At 58.5% G+C, this 18,425-nt stretch carries 14 protein-coding genes; 6 read left to right on the top strand and 8 right to left on the bottom strand.

Features of this window, described 5'->3' with window-relative positions:
* The first annotated feature begins 81 nt into the window (after positions 1 to 81).
* Together B9P63_RS04005 and serS are read left to right on the top strand one after the other, a co-directional pair.
* Positions 82 to 996, top strand: coding sequence for a LysR family transcriptional regulator (locus tag B9P63_RS04005; RefSeq protein WP_085307278.1), 915 nt, complete (start codon positions 82 to 84; stop codon positions 994 to 996).
* Positions 997 to 1,234: 238 nt separating this feature from the next.
* A complete protein-coding gene (serS, locus tag B9P63_RS04000; protein ID WP_085307277.1) occupies positions 1,235 to 2,533 on the top strand; it encodes a serine--tRNA ligase in 1,299 nt (432 codons plus the stop codon).
* Here serS and B9P63_RS03995 read toward each other — a convergent pair.
* Complete coding sequence (locus B9P63_RS03995) at positions 2,530 to 3,747, bottom strand: DUF2235 domain-containing protein (RefSeq protein WP_176219097.1); 1,218 nt, start codon at positions 3,745 to 3,747, stop codon at positions 2,530 to 2,532. The two genes, serS and B9P63_RS03995, sit on opposite strands and share 4 nt — an antisense overlap.
* Positions 3,748 to 3,863: 116 nt before the next feature.
* Here B9P63_RS03995 and B9P63_RS03990 point away from each other — a divergent pair, with 116 nt between their 5' ends.
* Positions 3,864 to 4,568: a hypothetical protein gene (locus B9P63_RS03990; RefSeq protein ID WP_085307275.1), complete on the top strand. Its 705-nt coding sequence runs from the start codon at positions 3,864 to 3,866 to the stop codon at positions 4,566 to 4,568.
* Between the two features lie 20 nt (positions 4,569 to 4,588).
* Here B9P63_RS03990 and der read toward each other — a convergent pair whose 3' ends face one another.
* The 3 genes from der to B9P63_RS03975 form a co-directional block, all read right to left on the bottom strand.
* Positions 4,589 to 6,061: a ribosome biogenesis GTPase Der gene (gene der / locus B9P63_RS03985; protein WP_085307274.1), complete on the bottom strand. Its 1,473-nt coding sequence runs from the start codon at positions 6,059 to 6,061 to the stop codon at positions 4,589 to 4,591.
* Between the two features lie 120 nt (positions 6,062 to 6,181).
* A complete protein-coding gene (locus tag B9P63_RS03980) occupies positions 6,182 to 7,513 on the bottom strand; it encodes an outer membrane protein assembly factor BamB family protein (RefSeq protein WP_245830547.1) in 1,332 nt (443 codons plus the stop codon).
* A gap of 55 nt (positions 7,514 to 7,568) precedes the next feature.
* Positions 7,569 to 8,243: a hypothetical protein gene (locus B9P63_RS03975; RefSeq protein WP_085307272.1), complete on the bottom strand. Its 675-nt coding sequence runs from the start codon at positions 8,241 to 8,243 to the stop codon at positions 7,569 to 7,571.
* A 249-nt stretch (positions 8,244 to 8,492) separates the two neighbouring features.
* Between B9P63_RS03975 and B9P63_RS03970 the strand changes: the two genes are divergently transcribed.
* Entirely contained in the window at positions 8,493 to 9,746 is a 1,254-nt protein-coding gene (locus B9P63_RS03970; RefSeq protein ID WP_085307271.1) for an efflux RND transporter periplasmic adaptor subunit, read from the top strand.
* The gene (locus B9P63_RS03965; protein ID WP_085307270.1) at positions 9,743 to 13,342 is read left to right on the top strand and encodes an efflux RND transporter permease subunit; all 3,600 of its coding nucleotides are present in this window, start codon (positions 9,743 to 9,745) and stop codon (positions 13,340 to 13,342) included. The genes B9P63_RS03970 and B9P63_RS03965 overlap by 4 nt, the downstream gene beginning before the upstream one ends.
* Positions 13,343 to 13,414: 72 nt before the next feature.
* Here the strand turns inward: B9P63_RS03965 and B9P63_RS03960 are convergent, their stop codons facing one another.
* The 3 genes from B9P63_RS03960 to B9P63_RS03950 all read right to left on the bottom strand — a co-directional run bounded on the left by B9P63_RS03960 (position 13,415) and on the right by B9P63_RS03950 (position 16,930).
* Complete coding sequence (locus B9P63_RS03960) at positions 13,415 to 13,960, bottom strand: methyltransferase family protein (RefSeq protein WP_139816197.1); 546 nt, start codon at positions 13,958 to 13,960, stop codon at positions 13,415 to 13,417.
* The gene (locus tag B9P63_RS03955) at positions 13,957 to 15,771 is read right to left on the bottom strand and encodes an ABCB family ABC transporter ATP-binding protein/permease (protein ID WP_085307268.1); all 1,815 of its coding nucleotides are present in this window, start codon (positions 15,769 to 15,771) and stop codon (positions 13,957 to 13,959) included. The genes B9P63_RS03960 and B9P63_RS03955 overlap by 4 nt, the downstream gene beginning before the upstream one ends.
* Before the next feature lie 64 nt (positions 15,772 to 15,835).
* Complete coding sequence (locus B9P63_RS03950) at positions 15,836 to 16,930, bottom strand: LysM peptidoglycan-binding domain-containing protein (protein WP_085307267.1); 1,095 nt, start codon at positions 16,928 to 16,930, stop codon at positions 15,836 to 15,838.
* A 99-nt stretch (positions 16,931 to 17,029) separates the two neighbouring features.
* Here B9P63_RS03950 and B9P63_RS03945 point away from each other — a divergent pair, with 99 nt between their 5' ends.
* Entirely contained in the window at positions 17,030 to 17,569 is a 540-nt protein-coding gene (locus tag B9P63_RS03945; RefSeq protein WP_085307318.1) for an LOG family protein, read from the top strand.
* A 124-nt stretch (positions 17,570 to 17,693) separates the two neighbouring features.
* Here the strand turns inward: B9P63_RS03945 and B9P63_RS03940 are convergent, their stop codons facing one another.
* Positions 17,694 to 18,293: a superoxide dismutase gene (locus B9P63_RS03940; protein WP_085307266.1), complete on the bottom strand. Its 600-nt coding sequence runs from the start codon at positions 18,291 to 18,293 to the stop codon at positions 17,694 to 17,696.
* Positions 18,294 to 18,425: the final 132 nt, after the last annotated feature.

Genomic DNA, 18,425 nt, shown 5'->3' with positions numbered 1-18,425 from the left:
CCACTTACGTTGAAGAACACGCGCACCTCGACTAGATATGAGTTGCGCAAACATTTATTCCAAAGTTAGGAAATTTCTCTCATGGATTGGGACAAGCTAAGAATCTTTCACGCCGTCGCCGACGCCGGCAGTTTGACCCATGCAGGCGATACGTTGCATTTGTCGCAATCTGCGGTGTCGCGGCAGGTGCGTGGTTTGGAAGAAAGCCTGAACACCACGCTGTTTCACCGCCATGCGCGTGGGTTGATTCTTACCGAACAGGGCGAATTGCTCTTTGATGCGACGACCGCGATGATCAAGCGGCTCGATGCCGCCGAGGCGCGAATCAAAGACAGCGAGGAAGAGGTCTTTGGCGAATTGCGCGTCACCACGACAACCGGCTTCGGCTCCCTTTGGCTCGCTCCGCGACTGGCAAAACTATACGAGAAATATCCGGATCTGAAAATCGATCTGATGCTTGAGGAAAAAGTGCTCGATCTGCCCATGCGCGAGGCCGATGTCGCCATCCGTATGAAAGAGCCAAGTCAGGCCGATCTTATCCGAAAGCGGCTGATGACGGTGCACATGCAGCTCTACGCCTCACCCTCCTACCTTGCCACGCGCGGCGCGCCCGAGCGGATCGAAGATATCGGCGGACATCGCCTGATCTGCCAGAACCCGCGCTCGGCCCAAGTCAGTGCAGGTCTTATGATGGTACAGCATCTTTTGGCCTATGATGTGCCCTCCATGTTGACCGTAAACAATTATTTCGGCGTCCTGCAGGCGGTGCTCAACGATCTGGGTATCGGCATGCTGCCGGATTACGTCACTCAGGATTTCCCTGAATTGGTTCGTGTGCTGCCTGATCTCAGCTCGAACGAAGTGCCTGTCTTCCTCGCCTACCCCGAAGAACTGCGGCAATCCAAGCGCATCCAAGTGTTTCGCGACTTCGTACAGGACGAAATCATCACTCATCGACGCCAGTTAAAAGAAAACGCCGCAAGCGGCAAAACCTGATACGTAATGCGATGTCCTTTCTTTCAAAACTGTTAAACTAGCACCGTGCCAAGCCGCTTCAAAATCAGGTTTAGGCCCGAAAAATTGAAGATCCCTTAACAGGCAAGAGAATTTCGGCAAAAAAATATTGCGGCGCTTTACCGGTCTTTAACTTTTGCCCATTAGGTCAATCTCACTTCACCCCGCCCCGCGGCTCAGGTAAACGTGCAGGAATTCAACTCGTCCAAGGATCGATCTTATGCACGATATCCGCGCCATCCGCGAAAACCCCGATGCGTTCGACGCCGCCCTCGCGCGGCGCGGCGATGCGCCATTATCGGCCAGCCTGCTCGAGATCGACGCCGCCCGACGTGCAAAAATCCAAGCTGCCGAGCAAGCGCAGGCAGAGCAAAATAAAGCGTCCAAATCGGTCGGCGCAGCCAAAGCCGCTGGTGACGAGGCAGAGTTCGAACGCCTGCGCGCGCTGGTCGCAGAAAAAAAGGTTGCCGTCGCGCAACTGAATGACGAAGCCAAGGCAGAAGACGCAAAGCTGAACGACCTATTGGCGCGCATCCCCAACAGCCCCGCGCCAGACGTGCCGGACGGTGCCGATGAGGATGCCAATATTGAAGTTAAAAAATGGGGCGCACTGCCCAGTTTTGATTTCAAGGCAAAGGAGCATTTCGAAATCAAAAGCGTCGCAGCCTCGATGGATTTCGACACGGCTGCCAAGATTTCCGGCGCGCGTTTCGTCATGCTCAAAGGCAGCGTCGCGCGCATCCACCGCGCCTTGGCGCAGTTCATGCTTGATACGCATGTCGATCAAAACGCGCTAACCGAGATAAACACACCCGTCATCGTACGCGACGAGGCGATGTATGGCACGGATAAATTACCTAAATTCGGCGATGACAGCTATCAGACCACGAATGGCTGGTGGCTGGTACCAACGTCCGAAGTGCCGTTGACCTATTCAGTCGCGGGCGATGTTCTGGCGCAGGGTGATTTGCCAATCCGCATGACGGCGCACACGCTGTGTTTCCGCTCTGAAGCGGGCAGCGCGGGGCGCGATACATCCGGCATGCTGCGCCAGCACCAGTTCGAAAAGGTCGAAATGGTATCGATCACTCACCCCGAAGAGAGCGACGCAGAGCAGAAACGCATGCTTTCCTGCGCAGAGCGGCTTCTAGAGGCGCTCGGAATTCCCTACCGCACAGTCATTTTATGCACTGGCGATATGGGCTTCGGCGCGCGGCGCACCTTTGATATAGAAGCCTGGCTCCCGGGGCAGAATGCTTACCGCGAAATCAGTTCCGTTTCCACAACGGGCGATTTTCAAGCACGCCGCATGAACGCACGCTTCAAACCCGACGACGGGGGCAAACCGCAATTTGTTCACACGCTCAACGGCTCTGGCCTTGCGGTCGGGCGCTGTTTGATCGCGGTGTTGGAAAATGGCCAGAAAAGCGATGGATCAATCTCACTGCCCGTGGTGCTTGCTCCCTATTTGGGTGGCAGAACAACGTTGAATGCTGACGGATCCCTGTCCAAGCCCTAGGAAGGCTGCGGCGTGATTTCATCGTCTTCGTCGTCAAGTGGCGGAGGCGATCCATCGCCCGGTCCTTGGGGCGGCAAAAGGCCGGGTAGATCGTTCCAAACCTGCGCCAGACTGGCGGGACGATACGGGCCGCCATCATTGCGCGCGCCAAGCAATATCTTGGCAAGCACGCTTTCATGAACATGCGCGGCAAAGCGTGGCCCTTCGCGATCTTTCAACAAAAACGCAAATTTTCCTAAAATGCCCTGTTTTTTGTTGTTCACCACATCCGCTACGCGGCAGCGCTGCACCCTGCGCTGCAACATCTCCTCATCCATATCGAGGCCCTGCGCAATCGCGCCTTTGGCGATCCAATCATGGGTAAAGGCCGAAAGGCCCACCACATCGCCGCCGCCGCCAATCGAGCCGTGATCCCCCGCAAACCAAATCTGGCGGTAAGCTGGCTCTTGGCGCTGCGCAAGTGCGTTCAATCGATCAAGGTTTTCCCACAAGGAGGGGGGGAACGTCTTGCGCCGCTCATCTAGCGCAACCGCATGATAGGCGGCCTTCACCGACGAACTCAGCGCCGTATCGTGGAAGGAATACTTCTGATTGGTCAGCCGGGAAATCATCCCGAGAAAGCCGGGCAACCCCAAAGCCCCCACCGTGTCGAACACGCCAAGATACGAAATTTCAAGCAACTTAACAGGATTTTCACTATTTGCCCGTTTGATGAACTCGTTGGTCGAGGTGGCCACATCGGGTGAAAGCGCGGCGCGTTTGGACTGTACGGCCGCTACATCGGGGTGGCCATCCTTGCCGCGCGTGCGGTAGAGGCGCATCGCCTCCGGCACGCGGTCCACTTCACTGCGCCGCAAAATCCCGGCCTTGCGCAGCAAACCCGCAAGGGAGCGCGCGGTATAAGCCCCGCGCGAAAAGCCGAAAATGTAGATTTCATCGCCCGGTTCATAAAGCCAGATCAACTGGCGGTAAGCATCCTCGATATTGTCATCAAGACCCCAACCCAGAATACCGCCAAACCATTTGTCACTGGCCCGCGCCAACGCATTCGATCCACGCCCAGTGCCGACACCGCGAATATAAAGCGGCACTTGCTTGACCCCATCGCTGCTGGTGGTTTTGACCGCTTGGGCCAGTTGCACGACATTGGTCTGGGATTCCTTGCGATCGCTCAGGTTCCAGGTTCCGTCGCAAAAAATCGCAATTCGTTTCATAAAATGCCCTTTCATAAATATGATTGACGCTAAAGCATTCGCAGTGCCTCGTCACCACCTCAGATTGCACGTGAAATAAGAGTGAACCAATTGGGCCTCGCGCGCGTTAACTTTATATGAAACATATTATTGCGTACCTCACCCTCGCCCTTTCGCTCGCGTTTGCGTTCTCGCCGCTATTCACCGAACCGTTCACCGGCTTCGCAGCGGATCAATTGCCATATCCGCAAATCGATCCGCCAATCCAGCCCGCGGGATATGCCTTTGCAATCTGGGGGCTGATCTATGCCTGGCTGATTGTCTCGGCGCTGTTCGGGGTGATCGCGCGCGCTGGGAATGATGCTTGGAGCGCCGCGCGCACGCCGCTCATCGCCAGCCTTGCGGTCGGCGTGCCATGGCTGGCAATCGCCAACGCCAGCGTGATTTGGGCAACGATAGCAATCATCTGGATGGCAGTTTTCGCGATCTTGGCCTTGCTGCGCGCGCCCAAGCAGGACCGCTGGCTGTTTCAAGCACCTCTCGCCCTTTATGCAGGCTGGCTCACGGCTGCGAGCTGGGTGTCGATCGGATCGGGCATGGCAGGCTACGGCATCGTCTTGGGCAGTTTCGGATGGGCGATCACTGGCATACTGGGCGCGCTGGTGGTCGCCCTTTTAGTGTTTCGCCTACGCCCCTCGGCGCCGGAATATTTTGTCAGCATCATCTGGGCGCTGATTGGAATTATCGTGGCAAACGGCAGCGATGTTGCTGCTGTCAGCGCGTTGGCCGCACTTGGAATCGCTGCTCTGAGTGCCGCGCTTTGGCTGAAGCGGCAGGGATAAACGACGCCGGAGCGCGCCCGTCATTCCTGACGTTGCGCGTTTGTTTTCAGGTGCTTGCGAAGCTTTGACGGACCCGCCTTCTTGCGCCCTTTGTAGGGATTGGATTCGTTTTGCGAGCGCATGTACAGGCGGATAGGCGTGCCCGGCATATCAAAATCTGCGCGAAGACCGTTCACCAGATAGCGCGAATAGCTCTCGCTCATTTTGTCCGGCAAGGAACACATGACGACAAACCCGGGTGGACGCGTCTTGGCCTGTGTCATGTAGCGCAGTTTGATACGCTTTCCGGCCGGCGCGGGGGGCGGATGCGCCTCGACCATGCCTGCCAGCCAACGGTTAAGCGCCGCAGTCGGAACGCGGCGGTTCCATGTCTCGTAGGCGCGCAAGATCGCGTCGTGCAAACGATCAAGGCCGCGGCCCGTCTTGGCAGATACCGTCACCAGAGGCGCGCCGCGCAGTTGCGGCAAGAGTCGCTCGAAGCTCTCGCGCAGATCGCGCAGCTTGTCCTGCTTGTCGTCCTCGATATCCCATTTGTTCACGGCCACGATCACCGCCCGCCCCTCGCGCTCGGCCAGATCGGCGATGCGCAAATCCTGCTGCTCGAACGGGATCGCTGCATCGAGCAGAACCACGACCACCTCGGCGAATTTCACCGCCCGCAGACCGTCCGAAACCGAGAGTTTTTCCAGCTTGTCCTGAATTTTGGCCTTTTTGCGCATGCCCGCGGTATCGAAAATGCGGATATGCGTGCCGTGCCACTCTGTGCGCAGCGAAATCGCATCGCGGGTGATTCCCGCTTCGGGACCGGTCAAAAGCCGCTCTTCGCCCATAATTTTATTAATCAGCGTCGATTTACCCGCGTTCGGGCGACCAACGACAGCAATTTGCATCGGCTTGCGCGCAGTGGGCATCACAAGGGGCGCATCTTCGTCCCATTCACCGTCCTCATCGAGCGCGACATCCACCTCGGGCGCTTGATCGCGTGCACGCTCGGCAAAGCCATCGGCGATAGGCATCAGATGCGTATAAAGATCGTTAAGCCCCTCGCCGTGCTCGGCGGAAAGGCGGATTGGCTCACCAAGGCCAAGCGAATATGCCTCGATCACACCCGCGTCCGCCGCAGAGCCTTCGCCTTTGTTCGCAGCCAAAACCACATGAGCCGAGCGCTTGCGCAGAATTTCCGCAAAGACCTGATCGGCTGGCGTCACGCCCGCGCGTGCATCGATCATGAACAGGCAGACATCGGCCATATCAACCGCGCGCTCCGTCAGTTTGCGCATCCGCCCTTGCAGGCTTTCATCCGTCGCTTCTTCAAGGCCCGCCGTGTCGATCACGGTAAAGCGTAGATCGGCAAGGCGCGCATCGCCCTCGCGCAGATCGCGCGTAACGCCCGGCTGGTCATCGACCAGCGCAAGGCGCTTACCGACAAGGCGGTTGAAAAGCGTGGATTTGCCCACATTAGGGCGGCCCACGATGGCAAGGGTAAAGCTCATGTCACGTTCCAAAAAACAGATCAGATCGCCGCTCTAACGCAAAGCGGCGCTCTGTGAAAGAGGTCATGTCGCACCAGTAACGGCACACGCCCTGCCCCTCGAACCCTGATCGAGTGCAATCTATCGGATCGCGTGGAGCACGCCTTTGCGCGACACGACATAGAGCGTGCCGCCCGCAACCACCGGATTGGTGCTGGCACCGTCCGGGATTTCCACCGCGCTTACTTGCGCGCCCGTCGCAGGATCGAAGCTGCGGACCAGACCATCGTTAGAGGCAACCAGCACGCGCCCACCCGCAATCACGGGGCCGTAGTGTGCTACGATTTCCGAGCGGCGGCGGCGGTCCTCACGCACGAAGAAGGGCAGCTTTGTGCCCCAGATACGCGTGCCTGTTTCCGCATCAAGGCGCACCAATTCATTGCGATCTGTCACCGCAAAGAGCGAGCCAGAAGCAGGCCAGACCGGGCCAAGCGCTCCGTCTTTGGCCGTCCACAAGCGTGCACCACTTTCAACATTCACCGCGACGATGCGTCCCGAGTGGCTCCCTGCATAGACGACAGCGCCGTCAATCACCGGATCACCCGTTATGTCGCTGACAGTGCTTGCCGCTACGCCGCGCCGCTGACCTGCGACAGCTGCATCCCAGCGGCGCAAACCGCCTTTGCGAAATGCGGCCTGCATGTCACCCGAACCAAAGGCGAAAACCACAAGATCCTCCCCCACCGCTGGTGCGGGGCCGCCCGAAACGTTCGACACATTCCCCGCTTCGGAAAAGCCGTCAAGCTGCCACGCGACCCGGCCCGTGCCCGAATCGATCGCCCAAGCCACATTGTCGCCCGAGACCACATAGACCAAACCACGCGAAATAGACGGCGTGCCTGTCGTGCTTGCATTTAGGTCCTGCGCCCAAATTTCTGCCCCGCTGGCAGGATCAAGTGCGCGCACGCTGCCAAAACCGGACGAGACGATCAACTTGCCATCACCGTAGGCAAGGCCGCCGCCACCTGCGTCGCTCTCGCGGTCGCGCGCAGGCGTGAGATCAACAGACCAAAGCGGCTCTCCACTCAGGGAAAGCGCACTGACCTTGCTTTTGGAATCCATTGCAAAAACGCGCCCGTCGGCGACGACGGGATCGGCTGTTATGCGGTGACGGCGGCTGTCGCCTTCGCCAATCTTGCTTGACCACTGCACCCCGGTGAGCTGCGCGGCCAATGCTGGATGTGCAGTGCGCGTTGCGGGACTACCAATCCGGTGTGTCCAGGCCGCGTTGCTGGTTTGCTTGGGCAGCGATATGTTTTGCGCAACATTTTGCGTGCGCACCCTATCGTCAGACACTTCACCGAAGGGAGCGCGCAAATCCTCGCGCTTGCCCGGCAGAATTGTGTCTTCTTCTGCGCAGCCCGCAAGCACTGCTGCTGCAACGCCTGCCATGATCCATTTTGCTGTACTCACCGCTCAAAGCCCCTTCGATAGTGCGTCCCGTCTGCCGCGGGCTTGATTGATCGGCCTAGTTTTGACCGATGAGTGTGTCCGGCTCCGCGCCGAGTGCGATAATGAGTTGGCTGGCGCGTTGACGCAAGCCTGCTGTTACTTCGGCGTCCACGACGATGCCTTGGAGTTTTTCAAGCGCTGCGTCCGTATCACCCGCATCGATATCCAAAAGCGCCAGTTGCTCCGTCGCCAGCAGACGCAAGGACGTGCCCGGTGCACTCAGGGCCTCAAGGCGAATGCGGCGATCGGCAACGCTAAGATTACCATCCGCGCGGCTCGCCGCCTTGAACGATGCGATCTGGCGGTAAATTTCCGGCAAGCTACCATCGGATGCGATGCTCTCAAGAGCGCCCTGCGCACCGCCGGCATCGCCGTCAACGCTCTGCTCGGCCGCTTGCAACAAGGCCACGACCGCCTTGGCACCTTGCGTGATGTCTTGCGCGCGCACCGATTCGAGGGCTTCGACCCGTGCAGCTGGCGCATTCGCTTCAAGCGCAGCAATTATCGCGTCACCCGCCGATTCTGCCTGCGCGCGTGCCTGCGCTTTGTTCCACTCGTTAAAGGCGGCACCGCCGACCAGCGCCAGCACGGCGACAACTGCAATCCAGCCATAGCGGCGCAAAAGCCCGTACAAACGGTCACGGCGGACCTCTTCGCTGACTTCTTCAATGAAACTATCGGTGTCGCTCACGCCTTAACCCCTAATTTTTGCCTCTCTTATCGCGATGTCACAGCCCTGCCAAGGGCCGGTCACGTCCTTGCCACTCTGTGCGCAGAGATTGGCGCAACGTGAAGTGTTGCGCATGCACGTCAAAAATACTGATCTGAACTGACGAGTTTAGCGTAATCTCTATACCAGATTGCACTTTCGCAGAAAAAGCCTATGTCGAGATCAGCAATTTTTGGCACTTGAGCAGACCAAAGCAAGGACAGACCACAAATGAAATTGATTTCTATCGTCACCGCAATTTTGGTGACCGCATTCCTTTATTTGATGGTTTTCGAGCGCAGCGCCCTGCTCGCTTTTGCGCGGGGTGACGCGCCAGCGCAAAGCGCCAGCGAGGTAGAAGTGCCCTCAGAAGCGCCATCCGAAACCTCCCTGGAAGAGCCACTCGAAAACGGAGTGGTGCGCGTCATTGCCGTTAAATCAATAGCGCGGCAGATCGACAGCGCGGTCATCCTGCGCGGTCAAACCGAAGCGATGCGTTCGGTTGAAGTACGCGCGCAGACCTCGGGGCAAGTTATTTCCGAACCACTGCGCAAAGGCTCCTATGTCACTCAGGATCAGCTTTTGTGCCAACTCGATCCCGGCACCCGCGAGGCCTCCCTTGCCGAAGCAACAGCGCGCTTGAGCGAAGCACGTGCACGCGTTCCGGAGACCGAAGCACGCCTGCAAGAAGCAATAGCGCGCCTTGACGAAGCAAAGATCTCCGACAACGCCGCCTCCAAGCTTAGCGAGGGCGGCTTTGCATCAGAAACGCGCGTCGCCTCTGCGCAGGCGTCTGTCCGCTCTGCCGAAGCCTCTGTCGCCGCAGCTCGCAGCGGATTGCAAAGCACGGGCGCAGGTATTCAAAGCGCCGAAGCTGCGATTGCAGCCGTTCAGAAAGATATCGAGCGGCTTAAAATTACCGCGCCTTTCGAGGGATTGCTCGAAACCGACACCTCCGAACTTGGCAGCCTGCTCCAGCCCGGTGGTCTGTGCGCCACAATTTTGCAGCTTGATCCGATCAAACTGGTTGGCTTTGTGCCCGAAGCCGAAGTGAACCGCATCGAAATCGGCGCACTTTCCGGTGCACGCCTTGCGGGCGGACTCGACGTCCAAGGGCGCGTTACATTCCTGTCGCGCTCTGCCGATACGACCACGCGCACCTTTCGCGTAGAAATCGAAGTGCCCAATGATGATCTTGCCATCCGCGATGGCCAGACCGCTGAAATCATCGTTTCCGCAGAAGGCAATGATGCCCATTTGCTGCCAGCCTCTGCATTGACCTTAAACGATCATGGCGATCTGGGCGTGCGAACGGTGGACGACAAGAACACATCGCAGTTCGTCAAACTCACCTTGTTGCGCGACACCGCAAAGGGCGTCTGGGTCACCGGCCTGCCGGATACCGCGAATGTCATCACCGTTGGCCAAGAATATGTGATCGACGGCGTCCCCGTCATCGCGACCTTTGAGGAGCTTGTGCAATGACCGGTATCGTAGATTGGGCCGCACAGCGCGCCCGCATGGTTCTTGCCTTCATCGCCCTCACTCTTCTCGTGGGAGGGTTTGCCTATTGGGGCCTGCCCAAAGAGGGTGAGCCGGACATCGAAATCCCCGCGCTCTTCGTGTCGGTGCCCTTCCCCGGTATTTCTGCCGCCGACAGCGAAACACTTCTGGTCAAGCCAATGGAATCCGAACTGGCAGACCTTGATGGTCTGAAATCCATTTCCGGTACTGCCGCAGAGGGATATGCGGGCATCGCACTGGAATTCGAATTCGGCTGGGACAAGACCCGCGTGATGGCTGATGTGCGCGATGCAATGAACTCTGCCGAGAGCAAATTTCCCGCAGGCGCAGAAAACTATTCAATCAACGAAATCAACTTTTCCGAATTTCCGATCATCATCGTCAATCTAACAGGAGATGTGCCCGAGCGCACGATGGCGAACGTGGCAAAGGACTTGCAGGACCGTATCGAAAGCCTTGATGCCGTCCTCGAGGCAGGCATCGCAGGCAACCGCGATGAAATGCTCGAAGTGCTGATCGATCCGTTGCGCCTTGAATCCTACAATGTCACGGCGGGCGAGTTGATTAGCGTCGTGCAGAACAACAACCAGTTGATCGCTGCAGGGGAAGTCGAAACCGCGCAAGGCACCTTTGCCGTCAAGATCCCGTCGTCCTTCGATGAGCCGCGCGATGTTTATGCGCTTCCAGTCAAGATCAATGGCGACCGCGTCGTCACCCTTGGCGACCTTGCCGAAATCAGCCTGACCTTCGAGGATCGCAAAGGCACGGCGCGCTTTAACGGCGAAACCTCCGTGGCGCTGCAAGTGGTCAAACGCAAGGGCTTCAACCTGATCGACACTGCGGAACTGGTGAAAACCACCGTCGAAGAGGCCCGCGCCGAATGGCCCGCCGCTTTGCAAGCGGCCGTCGAAGTAGGCACCTCCAACGATCAATCGCGCACCGTCGGCTCGATGGTCTCGCAGCTTGAAGGCTCGGTTCTGACCGCGATCGCGCTGGTGATGATCGTTGTGCTTGCTGCGCTCGGCACGCGCCCTGCGCTGCTAGTGGGTTTTGCAATTCCCACCTCTTTCCTTTTGTGCTTCGCTTTTCTTGCCGTAATGGAAGTCACCATTTCCAACATCGTCATGTTCGGCCTGATCCTTGCTGTGGGCATGCTCGTGGACGGCGCGATCGTCGTGGTGGAATATGCGGATAAGCGGATTTCAGAAGGCTCCGGCCCGATGGACGCTTACGTCGAGGCGGCAAAACGTATGTTCTGGCCCATCGTGTCCTCGACAGCGACAACGCTCTGCGCCTTTCTGCCGATGCTGTTCTGGCCCGGTGTTCCCGGACAATTCATGGGCATGCTACCTGTCACGCTGATCTTCGTTTTATCCGCGTCGCTGGTCGTGGCGCTGGTCTATCTGCCGGTCATGGGCGGCGTCACCGGACGCCTTAGTCGCGTGTTCGGCAATACCTCGGACGCGCTGCGCGCGGCGGCCCCCTGGTGGCTGCGCGCGCTTTTGGTGCCACCGGCACTTTATAGCGTTTTCCTTGGCGCAATGCAGGTCTTGAACCCCGGTTATCTGTTCGGCGGCACGCCGATCGCAGAGGGCTTTGTTGGCGCATTGCCCGGCATAGCCCTTTTTCTCTTTGGTGCATTCGCCAGCTCCGTCACCCTTGGCGCAGCCAAGCTGGAGCCGCGCAAGACCAAGATCAAAGCGGGCCACCGCCGCACGGCCTTTGGCTGGTTCATCAAGGCCATCGCGGGCAATCCCGTGATGCCGCTGGTCACTATCGGCGTGGTTGGCTTCTTTGTGATTTCAACCTTCAGCTACTTTGGCGCCAATAACAAAGGCGTTGAGTTCTTTGTGGAAAGCGAACCAGAACAGGCGATCGTTTACGTGCTGGCGCGCGGCAACCTGTCCTTGCAGGAAAAGGACGCGCTGGTCGCCAAGGCCGAAGCTGTCGTGCTGCGCCATCCCGGCGTGCAAAGCGCCTTTGCCTTCGCTGGCGAGGGCGGGCTGAACACCGATGCCTCGGGCGCAGCCATCCCGAAGGACACGATCGGTCAGGTCCAGCTTGAGACAATCCCATGGGAAAACCGCCGCGATCGCCCTGAACTTGACGGCGATACGGTGATTGCGGAATTGACCGAAGAATTGAGCCTGATCCCAGGTATCGAGATCGAAATCCTCCCGCAGGCGCGCGGTCCGGCGTCGGGTAAACCCGTGCACCTGCGCCTAAAGGGCGACAATTGGGAGGACCTGCTGGCCTCGACCAAACTTGCGCGCGAAAAGTTCGAAGCGACAGCGGGTCTTACCTTGATCGAGGACACCCGCCCCCTGCCCGGCATTGACTGGCAAATCGACGTGGACGTGGAAAAGGCGGGCCGCTACGGCGCGGATGTTGCCACGGTGGGCGGTATGGTGCAGCTCGTGACGCGCGGTATCTTGCTTGATACGATGCGCGTAGAGAGTTCGGACGAGGAAATCGAAATCCGCGTGCGCCTGCCCGAGGAAGACCGCGTGCTAAGCACGCTCGATTCGCTCAAGGTGCGCACACGCGACGGGCTGGTTCCACTTGCGAACTTCACCACCCGCAAGCCTGTGCAAAAACTGGCCGAGATCAACCGCATCGATCAAAAGCGTTACTTTGACGTGAAAGCCGGCGTTGCGGCGGGCCTCACCAAGGAAATCATCGCCGAAGACGGCACGGCCAAAGATGTGCCGATCAATGCCAACGAGCGCATCGCGACCCTCAGCGAATGGCTCGAAACGAGCCCCTTCCCGGACGGGATCGAACATGAATGGACCGGCGATCAGGAAGAGCAGGCCGAAAGCCAGCAGTTCCTGTCAACCGCCTTTGCGGGCGCGCTGGGGCTGATGTTCATCATCCTTCTGGCGCAGTTCAACAGCCTTTATAACTCGGTTCTGGTTCTGCTGGCGGTGATCTTGTCCACCACAGGCGTGCTGATCGGGATGCTGGTTATGGATCAGGCGTTTTCGATCATCATGACGGGCACGGGTATCGTCGCACTGGCGGGGATCGTAGTGAACAACAACATTGTTCTGATCGACACCTATCAGGATTACAGCCGCTACATGCCGCGGATCGAGGCGATCGTGCGCACTGCAGAGGACCGTATCCGCCCGGTTCTGCTCACCACCATTACGACCATGGCTGGCCTCGCGCCGATGATGTTCGGTCTGAGCCTTGATTTCATCAATGGCGGTTATTCGATCGACAGTCCCACAGCACTTTGGTGGAAGCAACTGGCGACGGCGGTGGTCTTTGGCCTTGGCATTGCGACGGTTCTGACGCTGGTGTTCACGCCCTCGATGCTGGCGCTGCGCGTCTGGATCACCACCTACGCGCATTGGACTGCGCGGCTACTCGCCAAGCTCTCGCTCGGCCGCTCCAGCGCCGCTGCGCGTGATTGGGCCTTGCAGCGTGAAGCGGGCCGCATCAAAGCGCCGATGATCATTTGGGGCGACGACAGCGACCCGATCGAAAACTATGCGCCCGAGGCAGAGCCTTCCCCGATGATGAACACACCGCTTAAAGCTGCCGAGTGAGTATTGATTGATCCCTGCGTTTGCAGGCAAACGCAGGGATCGTTTGGGGCTCTGCCCCAAACCCCGAGGTATTTAAGGACCGAAGAAGCGGGGCGTTTTTGCTTTATAGGCACGGTAGGGCGCGCCGAATTTTTCCTCTAGCCATGGTTCTTCCAGAAACGGCGCGATGTAATACAGCAGCCCCCATAGGACGAGCGGGATCGCGACAGGCAAATATGGCAGGCAAAGCCCCCAGCCAAGCAGCGCGAGCCAGGTCGCAACATAGACCGGATTGCGCGAATAGGCGTATGGCCCCGTCACCACCAGACCCTGTGCTGTGCCAAAGGCCTGTTTCCAACCCAGCTTGCCCGTCACCCAAAGTGCGCCGCCAAAGCCCGCGAACATCAATGCAATGCCCGGTGCCGGCAGCCAGACTCCGGTTGCGCGCACAAGTAGCACAGAGGCTGCGATCAGCGGATAAAGCCCAAGGCGAAACAACGCGCGAAAGCTGGAATGTTGCCAAGTGGCGGCCCTTTCAGGCGGCCAATAGCGCCAACCGCAAAGGCGCGGGCAAAGTAGTGCAAGTGCGGATATGGCGATAAAGCCGAAGCAGGACAGGAGCGAAAGCGCCCAGATCAAGCCGCCTCTTCCGATTGCTGGCGATGCCACAGGCCCGCGTAGCGACCGGACATCTCAAGCAATTCTGCGTGGCTGCCCTGCTCTGCGATCTGCCCATCTTCCAGAACGACGATCCGGTCCGCATCGGCAATCGTGGAGAGACGATGCGCGATGGTAATCACCGTGCGCCCCTGAGCCGCAAGTGCCAAAGCGTCCTGAATTTCATGCTCTGTTCCGGAATCAAGCGCCGATGTCGCCTCGTCCAGAAGCAGGATCGGCGGGTTCTTCAACAAGGTGCGCGCAATCCCCACGCGCTGCTTTTCGCCGCCCGAAAGTTTCAAACCGCGCTCGCCCACCGTCGTCTCGTAGCCATTGGGCAGGCTTATAATAAAGTCATGGATTTGCGCCGCACGCGCCGCTTCCTCTATCTCACCGTGGCTCGCCCCGTCTTTGCCATAAGCGATATTGTAGCGGATCGTGTCGTTGAACAGCACCGTATCCTGCGGGACCACGCCGATCGCATCATGCAGGCTGGTTTGCGTCACATCGCGCACATCCTGTCCGTCGATGGTCAAAGCGCCGCCTGTGACGTCATAAAAGCGGAACAATAGCCGCCCGATGGTGGATTTGCCTGATCCCGACGGCCCGACGATGGCGATATTTTGCCCCGCAGGCACCTCAAGATCAACGCCTTTCAGAATGGGCCGCTCGGGATCATAGCCGAAATGCACGCCCTTGAGGGACACATGTCCACCCGAGATTTTCAAATCGGGCGCGCCGTCTTTGGTGGCCACTTCCGAGGGCTGCTCGAGCAAATCGAACATCTCGCCCATATCCACCAAGGCCTGCCGGATTTCGCGGTAGACCGTTCCAAGAAAGTTCAGCGGCATGGTGATCTGAATCATATAGGCGTTGACCATGACGAAATCACCAACCGTCAAATTGCCGGCCTGCACGCCAATCGCTGCCAGAACCATCACCACCACAAGGCCCGTGGTGATCAAAAAGGACTGGCCGAAATTCAGGAAAGCCAGCGAATAGGAAGTCTTGAGCGCAGCAACCTGATAAAGCTCCATCGCACTATCATAGCGCCGCGCCTCGCGCGCTTCAGCGCCGAAATACTTCACCGTTTCAAAATTCAAAAGACTGTCGATCGCCTTCTGGTTTGCATCAGTGTCCTGATCGTTCATCTGCTTGCGCAGCTTCACCCGCCATTCGGTCACGGCGAAGGTGAACCAAACGTAAAAGGCGATGGTGACGAAAACCGCTGCCAGATACCAAACGTCGAACAGATAGAACAGAATGCCCGCAATCATCAGCAATTCAAGCACCAGCGGCCCGATCGAAAACAACAAGAAGCGCAGCAGGAAATCAACGCCCTTCACGCCGCGCTCGATGATCCGGCTCAGCCCACCGGTCTTGCGCGTGATGTGATAGCGCATGGACAGTTTGTGAATATGCTCAAAAGTTTGCAAGGCCAGCGCGCGCAAGGCACCCTGCCCGACCTTGGCGAAAATCGCGTCGCGCAGTTGCTGAAAGCCATTGGCCATCAGGCGCGCCAAGCCGTAGGCGACAGTCAAGCCAACCGCGCCAAGCGCCAGATCAGGAACCCCCGCGCCCGAAAGCGCATCGACCGCACGTTTGTACAACAGAGGCGTGCCCACAGCGACTACCTTGGCGATCAGCAACATGATCAGCGCCAGCGAAACGCGCTGCTTCACCCATAGCTTATCCGCTGGCCACAAGTAGGGCGCAACGCGCCGGATGGTGCGCCAGCCGGAAATACGTTGATCGCGCGACAGGGCCGCATCTGTGGGGGAAAGTCGTCTCATAGGGGCTGCGTCCTTTGGCTTGGACACAACTGATAATCACGTGCCCGCCGAATGACCAGACAGGTTAGTCGGGAATTGAAAAGACTTGCCCCGGGTAGATCAGGTCGGGGTCACGGATCACATCTGCATTGGCCTCCACCACGCGCGCATATAGTGTGCCGCTGCCATAGCGTTCCTGCGCGATCGCCCAAAGCGTTGCACCGGGCTGCACGGTAATCGCCTGCACCGGTTTCTCGGGCTGGCTGGCCGCCTCCAGCACGTCCGCAGCTTCGCGTTTGAACGGTGTTTCCACGCGCGTCACCACCGCGCCCGCTGCGTTCAACTCATCAACGCGCAGGGTGTAAATGCCCGTGTCCACAGAAGGCAGATCCGCCTGCCAATCGCCGCTCTGGCCAATCTGCGAGGTCACGACCGGCTTGTTATCGAGGTAGACGCGCACAAATTCACCGGCTCCGCGCCCGGCCAAGGCAACATCGCCCGCGCTGTCATAGGAAATCGAGCCGAGCAGCGCAGTCATCGCATCGGGTTTAGGCGCATCAGGCGCTTGTAGAACCCGAATACCCTCATTTGTCGCCAACATGACGAGCGGCGCTTTGGGCGGCTCGACGGCTGCGATAATCTCGGGCTCTGGTTGCTCTTGTATAGCCTCTGAAGTTTCGGGTTTCGGTTCCGGCACAGGCACCACGGGCTCTACGCGCGCCGTCTCGATCGGCGCAATGATCACCTGCTCCATCCCGATTGCACCGCCTTGAACGTCCAGTGTCAAAATCCGCGCATCCGCGCTTTCCGGCAAGGTCACGAAACTCGCGAAATTTCCCGTGGCGTCCGCTTTCGCCTCAGCCACAACATCATCATTCAGACGGATCGCGACAGTGCTGCCAGCCTGCGCTCGCCCTGCGATCATCGCCGCACCGCTGGTTTCTACGCGCACCACGTCAAAGCGCGGAGCCTCGGGCTTCACCTCCAGCAATGGCGCTACATCAGGCACCGCGACCACTTCGGGTACGATCTGCGCCGCTGGCACCGCGAGCGCCTCCGAAGCACGCTCAGCTTTGAACGCGCCGCCAAAGTAGGCAACGCCGCCAATAACCGCGATCACAGCCACGCTCGCACCGAGCGCAGCCCCCGGTCCAGAGGAAAGGACTGCAAGTTTACTCATCAAAACCCATCTCCGTAATGCCCGCTTTTGCCGCGCGGCTTGCCCGTGTATAGCAAACACGGACTTAGCGGTCAAAACACTGAAAATAAGGAATGCGTGATGCGGCAACGCTCGATCTGTGTCTTTTGTGGTGCATCCGATGGCATCGATCCCGCCTATGGCGCTGCGGGCGAAGCCCTCGGCACGCTTATCGCGGAAAATAACATGCGCCTCGTCTACGGCGCTGGCGACGTGGGGCTGATGGGGCGCACCGCACGCGCGGCGCAATCCGCAGGAGGTGTCACCTTCGGCGTGATCCCGCAGCACCTTGTGGACTGGGAAGTGGGCAAAACCGATCTCACCACCTATATCGTCACCGAAACCATGCACGAGCGCAAAAAAGTGATGTTCATGAACGCTGATGCAGTCGCGCTCTTGCCCGGCGGCGCAGGCTCGCTCGATGAGTTTTTCGAGGTGCTCACTTGGGCGCAGCTTGGCCTGCACGCAAAACCTTTGGTGCTGATCAACACGAACGGTTACTGGACCCCGCTTCTAACGCTGCTCGATCACATCATCGCTGAAGGTTTTGCCAAAGCCAACATCAAGGATTTCTTCAAAATCGCCGCCACCCCGCAAGATGCCCTGCCCCTCTTAAAGTAAACTTCATCTTGCCCCTTAAACTCGCCGCGCAGCGTGCAGCAAACAAAAACGCGCCGTCCAAAACATCGGACGGCGCGTTTCAAATTTCAAAATAAAAGCGCGCGGTAGCGCACACTTAAATTAATCACATACGTGATGCGACGTTTTCCCAGTTCACCAGGTTGTCCATGAAGTTGGCAAGATACGCAGGACGCTTGTTGCGGAAATCAATATAGTAGGAATGCTCCCAGACATCACAGCCCAAAAGTGCCGTCTGACCAAAGCACAGCGGGTTCACGCCATTTTCCGTCTTCGTCACCGCGAGCGAGCCGTCCGCGTTCTTTACCAACCAGCACCAACCTGCGCCGAACTGGCCCGCGCCTGCAGCTGCGAAGGCTTCCTTGAAGGCCGCAACCGAGCCGAAGCTCTCGCCAAGCGCTTTTTCAAGCTCGGAGGGCATCGCGGATTTGCCAGGGCCCATCATTTCCCAGAACTGGTTGTGGTTCCAAAGCTGCGAGATGTTGTTGAAAATCCCGTTTTGCGCCACCGAGGAGGCATCATACGTGCCTGTGATGATCTCCTCCATGGATTTGCCATCCCATTCGGTGCCAGCAATCAGTTTGTTGCCGTTGTCCACATAGGCTTTGTGGTGCAGATCGTGATGGTATTCCAGCGTCTCTTTGGACATGCCATTGTCGGCCAAAGCGTCGTGTGCGTAGGGAAGTTTTGGAAGTTCGAATGCCATTTTATCAGGCCCCTCTGTTGATCTCTCTCACTTCAGATAGAGTGCCCCGACGCCGTAACGTCAAGGGCAGTGGCCGCAATTTCACACAATAAAATTGATGCGGCCACGGCGCGGGTGCGCAGCTTGGGAGCG

Origin of the sequence: Planktotalea arctica (genome assembly GCF_002105285.1) — a bacterium.
GTDB classification, from domain to species: domain Bacteria; phylum Pseudomonadota; class Alphaproteobacteria; order Rhodobacterales; family Rhodobacteraceae; genus Planktotalea; species Planktotalea arctica.
Note: the sequence above shows the minus strand (reverse complement) of the source record. Positions and strands in the feature narration are given on the sequence as shown.